The 12669-nt window shown below is 59.4% G+C and carries 13 protein-coding genes; 8 read left to right on the plus strand and 5 right to left on the minus strand.

Annotated features, from left to right (window positions below; translation table 11 throughout):
• Position 1: 1 nt before the first annotated feature.
• Positions 2-1156 (minus strand): MFS transporter, encoded by a 1155-nt coding sequence (locus F475_RS13565; RefSeq protein ID WP_111454103.1) that lies wholly within the window; start codon positions 1154-1156, stop codon positions 2-4.
• 334 nt (positions 1157-1490) lie between these two features.
• Between F475_RS13565 and sstT the strand changes: the two genes are divergently transcribed.
• Positions 1491-2723, plus strand: coding sequence for a serine/threonine transporter SstT (gene sstT, locus F475_RS13570; protein WP_111454104.1), 1233 nt, complete (start codon positions 1491-1493; stop codon positions 2721-2723).
• Between the two features lie 69 nt (positions 2724-2792).
• On the opposite strand, the gene F475_RS13575 is transcribed toward sstT, so the two are convergent.
• Positions 2793-3302 (minus strand): DUF1993 family protein, encoded by a 510-nt coding sequence (locus F475_RS13575; protein ID WP_019579999.1) that lies wholly within the window; start codon positions 3300-3302, stop codon positions 2793-2795.
• Between the two features lie 127 nt (positions 3303-3429).
• Here F475_RS13575 and F475_RS13580 point away from each other — a divergent pair, with 127 nt between their 5' ends.
• Positions 3430-4077, plus strand: a complete 648-nt coding sequence (locus F475_RS13580) for a YceH family protein (protein ID WP_018925410.1) — start codon at positions 3430-3432, stop codon at positions 4075-4077.
• A 163-nt stretch (positions 4078-4240) separates the two neighbouring features.
• Here the strand turns inward: F475_RS13580 and F475_RS13585 are convergent, their stop codons facing one another.
• The gene (locus F475_RS13585; protein ID WP_018925409.1) at positions 4241-5059 is read right to left on the minus strand and encodes a shikimate 5-dehydrogenase; all 819 of its coding nucleotides are present in this window, start codon (positions 5057-5059) and stop codon (positions 4241-4243) included.
• Between the two features lie 238 nt (positions 5060-5297).
• On the opposite strand from F475_RS13585, the gene F475_RS13590 reads away from it, so the two are divergent.
• The 3 genes from F475_RS13590 (at position 5298) to F475_RS13600 (ending at position 6337) form a co-directional block, all read left to right on the plus strand.
• Positions 5298-5666: a hypothetical protein gene (locus tag F475_RS13590; RefSeq protein WP_018925408.1), complete on the plus strand. Its 369-nt coding sequence runs from the start codon at positions 5298-5300 to the stop codon at positions 5664-5666.
• A 192-nt stretch (positions 5667-5858) separates the two neighbouring features.
• Positions 5859-6053, plus strand: a complete 195-nt coding sequence (locus tag F475_RS13595; RefSeq protein WP_018925407.1) for a hypothetical protein — start codon at positions 5859-5861, stop codon at positions 6051-6053.
• Positions 6054-6154: 101 nt separating this feature from the next.
• Complete coding sequence (locus tag F475_RS13600) at positions 6155-6337, plus strand: hypothetical protein (protein WP_018925406.1); 183 nt, start codon at positions 6155-6157, stop codon at positions 6335-6337.
• Here the strand turns inward: F475_RS13600 and F475_RS13605 are convergent.
• The gene (locus F475_RS13605) at positions 6334-7395 is read right to left on the minus strand and encodes an AI-2E family transporter (RefSeq protein ID WP_018925405.1); all 1062 of its coding nucleotides are present in this window, start codon (positions 7393-7395) and stop codon (positions 6334-6336) included. The two genes, F475_RS13600 and F475_RS13605, sit on opposite strands and share 4 nt — an antisense overlap.
• Positions 7396-7570: 175 nt before the next feature.
• Here F475_RS13605 and yegQ point away from each other — a divergent pair, with 175 nt between their 5' ends.
• Entirely contained in the window at positions 7571-8896 is a 1326-nt protein-coding gene (yegQ, locus tag F475_RS13610; protein WP_111454105.1) for a tRNA 5-hydroxyuridine modification protein YegQ, read from the plus strand.
• 34 nt (positions 8897-8930) lie between these two features.
• Here yegQ and F475_RS13615 read toward each other — a convergent pair whose 3' ends face one another.
• Complete coding sequence (locus F475_RS13615) at positions 8931-9647, minus strand: FadR/GntR family transcriptional regulator (RefSeq protein WP_007940425.1); 717 nt, start codon at positions 9645-9647, stop codon at positions 8931-8933.
• 283 nt (positions 9648-9930) lie between these two features.
• On the opposite strand from F475_RS13615, the gene F475_RS13620 reads away from it, so the two are divergent.
• Both F475_RS13620 and gudD read left to right on the plus strand, forming a co-directional pair.
• The gene (locus F475_RS13620) at positions 9931-11277 is read left to right on the plus strand and encodes an MFS transporter (protein ID WP_111454106.1); all 1347 of its coding nucleotides are present in this window, start codon (positions 9931-9933) and stop codon (positions 11275-11277) included.
• A 23-nt stretch (positions 11278-11300) separates the two neighbouring features.
• The gene (gene gudD, locus F475_RS13625) at positions 11301-12644 is read left to right on the plus strand and encodes a glucarate dehydratase (protein ID WP_064618924.1); all 1344 of its coding nucleotides are present in this window, start codon (positions 11301-11303) and stop codon (positions 12642-12644) included.
• Positions 12645-12669: the final 25 nt, after the last annotated feature.

Here is a 12669-nt window from a genome sequence, read left to right on the forward strand (position 1 = left end):
CTCAGGCGCAGATTTCGCGAGGCTTGAAGGTCATCAGCGCCATGGCCAGGAGAATCGAAACCAGGATAAAACCGGCTGCGGCGAAACCCAGTCCGCCCAGGCCCACACTGTCGATCACCCGGCCGCCGACCATGGCGCCCATGCCGATCCCGAGATTGGCCCCGGCAATGTTCAACGACGCCGCGAAGGCCGGCGCTTCAGGCGCCGCCTTCATCAACCGCACATGACTGACCAGGAACAACGCCGCCTGGGTCACCCCCCAAATCCCCATCGCCGCCGCCAGCCCCAGCGGCGAGTGAATGTTCGGCACCAGCGTCACCATGCCGGCAATCATGAATGCGCAAAACGTCATAGAAGCGATCAGCGGGTGACGATCCACCGCGCGACCGCCCAGCGAGTTGCCGATCAGCCCGACCGCGCCGAAGCCCATCAGACACCAGCCGACCACGGTGCCGTTGAAACCGGCGAGGCGTTCAAGAATGTCGGCCAGGTAGGTGTAGGCGGTGAACATGCCGCTGAACACCAGGATCGACAGCAGAACATGACCCAGCATCAGCGGGCTGCGCAAGATCTTGAATTGCGAACGAAAACTCACCTGATGCTGGTGCAGGCTGGTTTTCGGCAAATAGATAAACAGCAGCAGCGCCTTGGCAAACGCAATCACCGCCAGAATGCCGAAAGCACTGCGCCAACCGAACGCATCGGAAATCAACGTGCCGACCGGAATGCCGAATACGGTGGCGCAGACGATGCCGAAACCAATCTTGGCAATCGCCCGCCCGGCGTAGTCCGGCCCGACGATGTCCACCGCGGTTTCACTGGCCAACGCCCAGAACACCGGCAACCCCAGCGCCGGAATCAACCGGGCAATGGCCATCACCCAAATGTTCGGCGCAAACGCCGCCAGCGTGTTGGCCAGGCCGAACATGATCAACACGCTGATGAACAGTTTGCGTCGTTCAAACCTTGCGAAATACGCTGTCAGGAACGGCCCGAACGCGGCCACGGTGAACGCGAACAGGGTCACCAGCAAACCCGCTTGAGGGATGCTGACGTCCAGGTCACGGGCGATTGCCGGCAACAGGCCGACGATGATGAATTCCGTGGTCAGCACCGTGAAACCGGCGGCGGACAACAGAAGAATGGGCAACAGCATGCAGAACTCCAGGAAAGCGACGACACCAGCGACAGCCCGAAGGCCCACTGGCAGAACTAGAAAATGAGGATGGCGAAGCTTAACAGAGTGTTTTCAAACGAAGTTGCACGAACCTGCAAATCGCGTTGAACAATTGGGTGGCAGATCGTCACAGGTCTGAAGGATCGCGGCTACGCTGTGATAAAGTCCGCGACCCGCGAGATTGACACCTTGCTCATCGGCCATTGATTGGCATTGATGTGGCGACCCCTTCGGTTCCCTCCATGTAGCCTGCCCGGCTTTTTGCTGCATGAGCCAAGGAACCCTGCACCCTAATAAAATCAGAGATACCGTTATGACCGCTTCATCCCCTTCTCTTTTGCAACGCCTGAAACGCAGCAGCCTGGTCACGCAAATCATCATCGGCCTGATCGCCGGGATTGCCCTGGTCCTGTTCGCGCCTGAGGTGGCGAAGTCCACCGCCTTCATTGGCAAAGTATTCGTGTCGGCGCTCAAGGCTGTCGCGCCGATTCTGGTGTTCGTGCTGGTCATGGCCTCGATTGCCAATCATAAGCACGGCCAGGAAACCCATATCCGGCCGATCCTGTTTCTGTATCTGCTGGGCACCTTCGCCGCAGCCGTGGTTGCAGTGATCGCCAGTACGCTGTTTCCGTCGAGCCTGGTGCTGTCGACCCAGGACGTTGCGGTCACCGCGCCGGGCGGCATCAGCGAAGTGCTGCAAAGTCTGTTGCTGAGCGTGGTCGATAACCCGGTCAGCGCACTGATGAACGCCAACTTCATCGGCATTCTGGCGTGGGCGATCGGCATGGGCATTGCGATCCGCCATGCTGGCGAGACGACGCGCGAAGTGCTGGGCGACCTGTCCAATGGCGTGACCGTGATCGTGCGCCTGGTGATTCGCTTTGCGCCGCTGGGGATCTTCGGTCTGGTGGCTTCGACCCTCGCCACTTCCGGTTTCGGCGCATTGATCGGCTATATGCACCTGCTGACGGTGCTGCTGGGCTGCATGCTGTTCGTCGCGTTGGTGATGAACCCGGTCATCGTGTTCTGGAAACTGCGCCGCAACCCGTATCCGCTGGTACTCACCTGCCTGCGCGAGAGCGGCATCACCGCCTTCTTCACCCGCAGCTCGGCGGCGAACATTCCGGTCAACCTGGAATTGAGCAAACGCCTGGGCCTGCATGAAGACACCTATTCGGTATCGATCCCGCTCGGCGCGACCATCAACATGGCCGGCGCGGCGATCACCATCACTGTGCTGACCCTGGCCGCCGTGCACACCCTGGGCATCGCCGTGGATATTCCGACGGCCATTCTGCTCAGCGTCGTCGCGGCAATTTGTGCCTGTGGCGCCTCGGGCGTGGCGGGCGGTTCGTTGTTGCTGATTCCGCTGGCGTGCAGCCTGTTCGGCATCCCGAGCGAAATCGCCATGCAAGTGGTGGCGGTCGGCTTCATCATCGGTGTATTGCAGGACTCGGCGGAAACCGCGCTGAACTCCTCCACCGACGTGCTGTTCACCGCGGCGGCTTGCCAGGGTGAAGAGTTGAAGGCGCAGCGTTTGGCGTAAACGCACCGACGAAAACGAAAAAGCCCGCCAAGGCTTACACCTTGGCGGGCTTTTTTGTACCTGGGTGGTTTAGAACGCGCCCATGTAATCGCGCTTGCCCACTTCCACACCGTTGTGACGCAGCAGCGCGTAGGCGGTGGTGACGTGGAAGAAGAACTGCGGCAGACCGTAGCTCAGCAGGTAAGCCTGGCCAGTGAAGCGCTTCTCTTTAGGGGTGCCAGGACGGGTCACGATTTCGATGCCTTCCTTGCCGTTGATCTGCTCGGGTTTGATCTCGCCGATGAAGGCCAGAACCTTGGCGATCAACGCTTGCAGTTCGGCGAAGGTGGTTTCGGTGTCGTCGTATTTCGGCAGTTCGATTTCAGCCAGGCGCGCCGAAACGCCCTTGGCGAAATCAACGGCGATCTGCACCTGACGCACCAGCGGGAACATGTCCGGGTACAGACGGGCCTGCAGGAATGCGTTCGGGTCGATGTTTTTCGCGGTAGCGTGAGCTTCGGCCTTGCTCAGGTTGTTGCTCAGGGCGTTGAGCATTTGCTGGAAAACCGGAACGGATGCGGCGTACAGGGAAATAGTCATGGCAGTCTCGTGTGGTGACGGGAGTAAAAAACGTGGAGCGATTATAGCCATGCCGGCGCGCCCTGCGACTTGTCTTTTATCCAGCAAGGATTAGGCTAGGCGGCTCGACTGCCTAGGGAAAAGCGCGATGAGCACTGAACAAGAGACGACCTTCGACGAACCGCGGCTCAACAGCACGGAAATCCGCATTTTGGGCTCGTTGATCGAAAAACAGGCCACCAGCCCGGAAACCTATCCGCTGACCCTCAATGCCCTGGTGATTGCCTGCAACCAGAAAACCAGCCGCGAACCGGTGATGAACCTCAGCCAGGGCCAGGTTGGCCAGAGCCTGCGCGCCCTTGAAGGTCGCGGCTTCACCCGGCTGGTGATGGGCAGCCGTGCCGACCGCTGGGAACATCGGGTCGACAAGGCGCTGGAACTGGTGCCGGCCCAGGTGATTCTGACGGGGCTGTTGTTCCTGCGCGGTCCGCAGACGGTCAACGAACTGCTGACCCGCAGCGGCCGCATGCATGACTTCGAAGATGCCGAACAAGTGGTGCATCAACTGGAGCGCTTGATCGCCCGAGGCCTGGCGCTGTTGATCCCGCGCCAGGCCGGTCAGCGCGAAGATCGTTACATGCATGCGCTGGGTGATCCGGCGGATATCGAAGCGATCCTCGCGGCCCGACAGAATCCGGTGGAACGTGGCACCGGTGGCGGTGTGTCGGTTGAGCGAATCGAAGAGCTTGAAGCGCGAATCGCGGCACTGGAAGAACGCCTGGCGCGCCTCGAATAACCCTTCCCGATGTACCGAGTTCCCTGTGGCGAGGGAGCTTGCTCCCGTTCGGCTGCGAAGCAGCCGCAAGGCCGGCAAACTCGGTGTGCTGACTGCTTTGGGGCCGCTTCGCGACCCAACGGGAGCAAGCTCCCTCGCCACAGGTCCAACCGATAATCGGAATTCAGCTCCGGGCAAACGCCACGGCTTTCTGAAACTGCTCATCGGTCGGACGCACGCCGGTGTACAACACGAACTGCTCCAGCGCCTGGATGGCAATCACTTCCAGCCCGGTGATCACCCGTTTGCCTTCGGCACGAGCACGCACGATCAGCGGTGTTTCCGAGGGAATCGCCACCACATCGAAGACCGTTTCAGCGGCAGCGATGGCTTCAGGGGGAAACGCCAGTTGATCGGCTTCCGGGCCACCGGTCATGCCGATCGGCGTGACGTTGATCAGCATCTGCGGGCGTTGAGCACCCAGTTCCGCCTGCCATTGGTAACCCAGCGATTCGGCCAGGGCACGCCCGGCGCGTTCGTTACGGGCCACGATCAAGCCGTTTTTGTAGCCGCCATCGCGCAAGGCACTGGCCACAGCCTTGGCCATGCCGCCGCTGCCGCGCAGGGCAAAGGTCGAATCCTTGGGCACCTGGTGGGTTTCGAGCAACTGGGCGACGGCGATGTAATCAGTGTTGTAGGCCTTGAGGTGGCCGTTGGTGTTGACGATAGTGTTGATCGATTGAATAGCCTCGGCCGATGCATCCAGCTCATCGACCAGCGCGATGCAGGCCTCCTTGAACGGCATCGACACGCCGCACCCCCGAATGCCCAACGCACGAATGCCGCTGACAGCCCCCGTCAGGTCCTGGCTGCTGAAGGCTTTGTAGTAAAAATTCAGCCCCAGTTGTTCGTACAGATGATTGTGAAACCGCAGGCCGAAATTGCCGGGACGGCCCGAGAGTGACATGCACAACTGGGTGTCTTTGTTGGGGTTCATCTGCATCCGAATCTCCTTCAGTAGCACTTTCAGATGGACGGAATTAACAATTCCACCGGATTGTGGTCGATCATAAGGGTATGTCTGTACCAGACAGCACCGTAAAGAAACCGGTACAGACCTTACACAAAATTTACCCAACGGCTGTGCTGATTTTCAAAAAATTGCTGTCTTAGAAGTATCCCCGCGACAACTTGTGTCTATTGCAGACCCAAGCGCCGGGTCGAAGAACCGAGGACTTATCATGATCCGTAAAATCCCCACAGTAGCCTTGCTGATCGGTGCTCTCGCTATCGCAGGGCAGGCAGAAGCAGGTGGTCGTGGCTGGGAAGGTCCGGCTGTGTTTGGTGCGATCGTCGGCTCGGCAATCATCGGCTCGGCAATTATCGGCCGCGACCGGCCGGTGTATGTAGAGCAACCGGTTTACGCTCAGCCTCAACCGGTTTACGTACAGCCACCGCCCGTTTACTACCAACCGGCGCCGGTCTATGTCCAACAACCGATGTACTACCGCCCGGCACCGATTTATTACGGTCCACCACGCGGCTACTATGGCCCACCGCGCGGCTACTATGGCCATCCCCATGGTTATTACCGTGACGACCGCTGGTAACAGACTCATCAGGCCCCGCCTCAACAGCGGGGCCTTTTTTGTGGCCGCAAGGCGAACGGAGTCTGAATAAATCTCGTCAAGGTCGCTGTCGGGACAGTACCGGCAGGTAAAGTCGGTCATATTTATGTCATGACAGGCCCGCAAGCTTGATCTGTCCATAAACAACAGGTTGATAAAAACAAGGACGACCTCATGCCCACACAAAACCCGCACCGCATTGTCGGCTTGTGCACATCCAGCAAGGTGTACAACGCACTGACCGAGCTCAAGCACCTGGAAGGCCATCGCAGCGCCAAGTTTCTCTCGCTGCTGGCGGAAAACCTGGTGCGCAAAGGCCTGCTCAATGAACAGGAAGTCGTGCATATGCTCGATCAAGTCGTGGACTGATCGCCAACACTCACTGGCATCAATGACGACTATCGAAAGCGTTGATTTTCCACTCAAGCGTCCGATCCGTAAGGTAACCCCACAGATTGATGGAGGTACTTATGGCTCAGGTTCAGATTATGTCCGTTATCGGCAGCGCCGTTCCCGCACCGCTCAGAGCACTGGGATTGCTTGCCTGCTGGTATCTCGTACAGGACGGCGAACCGATCAGCGGCCCGCTCACTTCGCTTCCCGACGCCCAAGCCCTGTCGCAACGTATCGGCTCAGGCCAGCTCAACGCTTAAGGCAGCTGAACCCGCTGTTTGGTATCGACGAAAATCGCCCAGCTCGACATAAACAACGCGGCAATCAACGGGCCGATGACAAAACCGTTCAGGCCGAAAATCGCCAGGCCGCCCAGGGTCGAGATGAGAATCAGGTAGTCAGGCATTTTGGTGTCCTTGCCCACCAGAATCGGTCGCAGGATATTGTCCACCAACCCGATCACGAACACCCCGAACAACGCGAGCACCGTGCCCTGCCAGATCGCACCGCTGAGCAGGAAATACGCCGCCACCGGCACCCAGACGATACCCGCCCCCACCGCCGGCAACAGCGACAGGAATGCCATCAACACCGCCCAGAGCAGCACGCTCGGGATATCCAGAAACCAGAAAATCAACCCGCCCAACGCCCCTTGCGTGATCGACACCAGCAAACTGCCCTTCACCGTGGCCCGCACCACCCGATTGAATTTGAGTTGCAAGCGACGCTTCTGGTTATCTTCCAGCGGTATCGCCGCGCGCACTTTGCGCGCCAGTTCAGACCCGTCCCGCAGAAAGAAAAACAGCAGATACAGCATGATGAAAAAACCCACCACGAAATCGAACGTCCCCTGGCCAAAACTGAACGCCTGGGACGCCAGAAACTGACTGCCTTGCATCATGCTCTTGATGATTTTCTCGCGAAGCCCACTCAGTTCACCCATGCCGAAACGATCGAGCAAGTGCTGAAAGTACGGCGGTAAGCTGTGTTTGAACTGCGACACATGCCCGGCAATGTCCAGTTCGCCGCTTTCGATTCGGCCATAAAGCGCCGCGCCCTCCTGAACCAGCAAGGTACTGATGATGATTACCGGCAGGATCGCAATCAGCACACATAGACTCAAGGTGCACAGGGCCGTCAGGTTGCGTGACCAACCGAATCTCAGCTGCAACTGATGCTGCAAGGGCGCAAACAGAATGCCGAGGATGGCCGCCCAGAACACCGCACCGTAGAACGGCAGCAGAATCCAGACGAAGGCAACGGTCACCACAGCCAGCAAGACCATCAGCGAAGTGTTCTGGAGCTTCGTTTCGTTCATGTCCGGTCCATGCCAATGCGCAGAAGCGAAAATTCGCGTCCTTATATTTAGTCCGCCACGGTTGGCGCGAGTGCCATCTGTTTGTTGGTCAAGCATAGATCCAGATCAATAAACCCCGCGTGCAGGCCGCTTACCCTTGCCGGCTTTTGCGATCGACACTGCCATGACTTGCGCCATGCCACTCATCCCCCCGGAACTGCTCGCCCCTGCCGGCACCCTGAAAAACATGCGTTATGCCTTCGCCTACGGTGCCGATGCGGTATACGCCGGCCAACCGCGCTACAGCCTGCGAGTGCGCAATAACGAATTCGATCACGCCAACCTCGCGCTCGGCATCGCCGAGGCCCAGGCTCAGGGCAAGCGTTTTTATGTGGTGGTCAATATCGCCCCGCACAACGCCAAGCTGAAAACGTTCCTTAAGGATCTGGAACCGGTGATCGGCATGGCGCCGGACGCGCTGATCATGTCCGATCCCGGCCTGATCATGCTGGTGCGCCGGCACTTCCCGCAGATGCCGATCCACCTGTCGGTGCAAGCCAACACGGTGAACTGGGCCAGCGTCGAGTTCTGGCAGCAACAGGGCTTGAGCCGGATCATCCTGTCCCGCGAACTGTCGCTGGAAGAAATCGCCGAAATCCGCCAGCACGTCCCGGCAATGGAGCTGGAAGTGTTTGTGCACGGCGCATTGTGCATGGCCTATTCGGGGCGCTGCCTGTTGTCGGGCTACATGAACAAGCGTGACGCCAATCAGGGCAGCTGCACCAATGCCTGTCGCTGGAAATACTCGGCGACACCGGCCAGCGAAAATCAACTGGGTGAAATCGTCCAGCACCACTCTCCCGAACCGACCCTGGGCCTCGGCACGCCGACCGATCAGGTGTTCCTGTTGCAAGAGGCCAATCGCCCCGGCGAACTGATGCCGGCGTTCGAGGATGAACACGGCACCTACATCATGAACGCCAAGGACCTGCGCGCCGTCCAGCACGTCGAGCGCCTGACACAGATGGGCGTGCATTCACTGAAGATCGAAGGCCGGACCAAATCGCATTTCTATTGCGCGCGCACCACCCAGGTTTACCGCCGCGCGATCGACGATGCGGTGGCTGGCCGAGTGTTCGATCGCAGCTTGATGACTGATCTGGAGTCCCTCGCTCAGCGCGGCTACACCGAAGGTTTTCTGCGCCGGCACGTGCATGACGAATACCAGAACTACCAGAACGGCAGCTCGATTTCAGAGCGCCAACAGTTCGTTGGGGAGTTGACCGGCGAACGCCGCGACCGGCTGGCCGAGGTACGGGTGAAGAATCGTTTTGGCCTGGGCGATCACATGGAACTGATGACGCCCAAGGGCAACTTCCACTTCGACCTGCATCAACTGCAGAACCTCAGGGGCGAGGCGATTGAAGTGGCGCCAGGGGATGGGCACACGGTGTATTTGCCGATTCCGGATGCGGTGGATTTGCGTTATGGATTGCTGATGCGCGATGTTGGTGTGAGCTGAAAATCATCGAGCCCGCTCACAGATCACTGACGAATCAGCTGCCGCCCGCCGAAAAGCGGTCGCGGCTGTTGGTCAGGTGCAACCACATGGCTGCCCGCGCCGCATCCGGATCCTGGCGCTTGATGGCGTTGAGAATCGCCTCGTGTTCAAGGTTGGCGAGTTGCCCCAGCTTGCTCAAATCCGCTGACCCGCGCTCGGCGGCATTGACGCGGGTGCGGGGAATCATCGCATTGCCCAAGTGCTGCATGATCTCTGTGAAGCATACATTGCCGGTGGCTTCGGCGATCAGCAGGTGGAAACGTTTGTCGGCCTCGACGCAGCTGTCGTTGTTGGCCAGCAAACTTTGATAGTCATCCAGCGCTTCACGCATCTGCGCCAATTGCTGATCGGTACGACGCACCGCTGCCAGCGCGGCGGCCTGGGTTTCCAGGCCCATGCGCAATTCCAGAATGCTGCGCACCCCCAGCGCGGTATCGACATTCAGCCGCAACCCCTGCTCCGGCGCACGCTCGATGACAAAGGTGCCGATGCCGTGACGGGTTTCCACCAGCCCTGAAGCCTGCAATTTCGAAATCGCCTCGCGCACCACCGTACGGCTGACCCCATGCTCCTGAACAATCGAGTTCTCCGACGGCAGCTTGTCCCCCGGCAGCATCTGGCCGAGCAAAATGCTCTGGGTCAGCTTGGCCACCAGATCATGGGCCAGGTTGTGAGCGCGCTTGCGGGCGGGTGCGTCGATGTCTTCTTGCATGGTGATTATCCGTAAGGCAGGGCTATCCGGATCGTAGCACCGGAATCGATTGGAATCCCTAGAAAACAGCCTCAAACTTGTATGACAACACTCAACGAATTGACCACACGAACACCATCACAACCCCACACCCGACCCAAAAAAGCATAGAAATCACCCGACAAATAGCCTTTTTATTGGACCACAGTGCTTGTCGAATCAAAAAAACAAGTTGTATGATGTCTATCAACAACGCCACACCCAGCTACACCCCGCATAAAAATAACGAGTGGGAGAAAAACAAGTGAATACATCCATATCCGGGATGAACGATGGCGCCGATTCGGTCCTGAAGTCCGCCATCTCAAAAGTGAAACGCCACGTCCTGCCGCTGTTCGTGATCATGTTCATCGTCAACTACATCGACCGGGTGAACATCGGCTTCGTCCGCGCCCACATGGAACATGACTTGGGGATTGGCGCTGCCGCCTACGGCCTCGGGGCCGGTCTGTTCTTCATCGGGTACGCGCTGTTCGAAGTGCCCTCCAACATCCTCCTGCAAAAAGTCGGCGCGCGAATCTGGCTGACCCGCATCATGCTGACTTGGGGCCTGGTGGCCGCCTGCATGGCGTTCATCCAGAACGAAACCCACTTCTACATCCTGCGTTTTCTGCTCGGCGTGGCTGAAGCCGGGTTCTTTCCCGGGGTGATCTATTACTTCACCCGCTGGTTGCCCGGTGTGGAACGCGGCAAGGCGATTGCGATCTTCCTCAGCGGCTCGGCGATTGCTTCGCTGATCTCCGGCCCGCTGTCGGGGCTGCTGCTGCAAATCAACGGTTTGGGCATGCACGGCTGGCAGTGGATGTACTTCATCGAGGGCATGTTCTCGGTCGGGTTGTGCGTATTCGTCTGGTGCTGGCTGGACTCCAAACCCCACGACGCCAAATGGCTGACCCTGGCCGAACAGGACGCGCTGGTCAAAGCCATCGATGACGAACAACTGGCCCGCGAAGCCGCGACGCCGATCAAACCGTCGCTGGGCACACTGCTCAAGGACCGCCAGATCATCCTGTTCTGCCTGATCTACTTCTTCATTCAATTGACCATCTATGCCGCGACCTTCTGGCTACCGAGCATCATCAAGAAAATGGGCGACCTGAGCGACATCCAGGTCGGCTTGTTCAACTCGATTCCGTGGTTGCTGTCGATCGTCGGCATGTACGCCTTTGCCTCGCTGTCGGGCAAATGGAAGCACCAGCAAGCCTGGGTCGCCACTGCCCTGCTGATCGCTGCGGCGGGAATGTTCATGTCCACCACCGGCGGGCCGATCTTCGCCTTCGTTGCGATCTGCTTCGCCGCATTGGGTTTCAAATCGGCTTCGTCGCTGTTCTGGCCGATTCCCCAGGCGTACCTGGATGCGCGGATCGCTGCCGGCGTGATCGCGCTGATCAACTCGGTGGGCAACCTCGGCGGCTTCGTGGCGCCGACCACCTTCGGTTTGCTGGAAGAGCACACCGGTTCAATCCAGGGCGGGCTCTACGGCCTGGCCGCTACCTCGATCATCGCCGCGATCATCGTTTTCGCCGCGCGCAATAAACCGAAACCCGCACCGGCCGTTGCACTGGGCAAACCAGCGCCGAATCACGCTTGAATATTGGTTGAAAGGACAAAAAAATGAACCCACAAGAAGCCGCAAAAGCCCCGATCATCACCAGCATGCAGGTTGTGCCGGTGGCCGGCCACGATGGCATGCTGCTCAACCTGAGCGGCGCCCATGGCCCGTTCTTCACCCGCAATATCGTGATCCTCAAGGACAACGCCGGTCACACCGGCGTCGGCGAAGTACCCGGTGGCGAGCGCATTCGCCAGACCCTGGAAGACGCGCGCGCACTGGTGGTCGGCAGCCCGATCGGCACCTACCAGAAGATCCTCAATCAAGTGCGCCAGACCTTCGCCGATCGCGATGCCGGCGGTCGCGGTTTGCAGACGTTCGACCTGCGCATCACCATTCACGCGGTCACCGGCCTGGAAGCGGCCCTGCTCGACTTGCTTGGCCAGCACCTGGACGTGCCGGTGGCCGCACTGCTCGGCGAAGGCCAGCAACGCGATGAAGTGAAGATGCTCGGCTACCTGTTTTACGTCGGTGATCGCAACGAAACCGATCTGGCTTATCGCGATGAACCGGATGCCGACAATGACTGGTTCCGCGTACGTCACGAAAAAGCCATGAGCGCCGACGCCGTGGTGCGCCTGGCGGTCGCCGCTCACGCCCGCTATGGCTTCAAGGACTTCAAACTCAAGGGCGGCGTGTTGAGCGGCGACGAGGAAATCGAAGCGGTCACGGCCCTCGCCGAGCGCTTTCCCGATGCGCGCATTACCCTCGATCCGAATGGCGCCTGGTCGCTCAAGGAAGCGATCCGCCTGTGCCGGGATCAGCATCATGTTCTGGCTTATGCCGAAGACCCGTGCGGGGCGGAAAACGGTTACTCGGGCCGCGAAGTCATGGCTGAATTTCGTCGTGCCACGGGCCTGAAAACCGCGACCAACATGATCGCCACCGACTGGCGGGAAATGGGCCACGCGATCCAGCTACAGTCGGTGGACATTCCTTTGGCGGACCCGCACTTCTGGACCATGCAGGGCTCGGTGCGGGTAGCGCAGATGTGTCACGAGTGGGGCCTGACCTGGGGCTCGCATTCCAACAACCACTTCGATATTTCCCTGGCCATGTTCACCCACGTCGCGGCCGCCGCGCCGGGCGAGATCACAGCCATCGACACCCACTGGATCTGGCAGGACGGCCAGCGCCTGACCCAGTTACCGCTGCAAATCGTCGACGGCTGCGTGCAAGTACCGAAAAAACCTGGCCTGGGGGTTGAGCTGGACATGGATCAACTGGCCAAGGCCCATGAGCTGTACCAAGGCATGGGGCTCGGCGCGCGGGATGACAGCGTGGCGATGCAGTTTCTGATTCCGGGATGGAAGTTCGATAACAAGCGGCCGTGCCTGGTGCGCTAGACCTCTGGAAACACCGCTCCCACAA

The organism is Pseudomonas sp. URMO17WK12:I6, from assembly GCF_003253625.1.
In the GTDB taxonomy this organism is placed as follows: domain Bacteria; phylum Pseudomonadota; class Gammaproteobacteria; order Pseudomonadales; family Pseudomonadaceae; genus Aquipseudomonas.

Coding starts and splice junctions, on each gene's coding strand:
- F475_RS13595 (WP_018925407.1), top strand. CDS start 5,859: ATGCCCACACAAAACCCGCACCGCATTGTCGGCTTGTGCACATCCAGC.
- sstT (WP_111454104.1), top strand. CDS start 1,491: ATGACCGCTTCATCCCCTTCTCTTTTGCAACGCCTGAAACGCAGCAGC.
- F475_RS13600 (WP_018925406.1), top strand. CDS start 6,155: ATGGCTCAGGTTCAGATTATGTCCGTTATCGGCAGCGCCGTTCCCGCA.
- F475_RS13605 (WP_018925405.1), bottom strand. CDS start 7,395: ATGAACGAAACGAAGCTCCAGAACACTTCGCTGATGGTCTTGCTGGCT.
- F475_RS13590 (WP_018925408.1), top strand. CDS start 5,298: ATGATCCGTAAAATCCCCACAGTAGCCTTGCTGATCGGTGCTCTCGCT.
- F475_RS13580 (WP_018925410.1), top strand. CDS start 3,430: ATGAGCACTGAACAAGAGACGACCTTCGACGAACCGCGGCTCAACAGC.
- gudD (WP_064618924.1), top strand. CDS start 11,301: ATGAACCCACAAGAAGCCGCAAAAGCCCCGATCATCACCAGCATGCAG.
- yegQ (WP_111454105.1), top strand. CDS start 7,571: ATGCCACTCATCCCCCCGGAACTGCTCGCCCCTGCCGGCACCCTGAAA.
- F475_RS13575 (WP_019579999.1), bottom strand. CDS start 3,302: ATGACTATTTCCCTGTACGCCGCATCCGTTCCGGTTTTCCAGCAAATG.
- F475_RS13615 (WP_007940425.1), bottom strand. CDS start 9,647: ATGCAAGAAGACATCGACGCACCCGCCCGCAAGCGCGCTCACAACCTG.
- F475_RS13565 (WP_111454103.1), bottom strand. CDS start 1,156: ATGCTGTTGCCCATTCTTCTGTTGTCCGCCGCCGGTTTCACGGTGCTG.
- F475_RS13585 (WP_018925409.1), bottom strand. CDS start 5,059: ATGCAGATGAACCCCAACAAAGACACCCAGTTGTGCATGTCACTCTCG.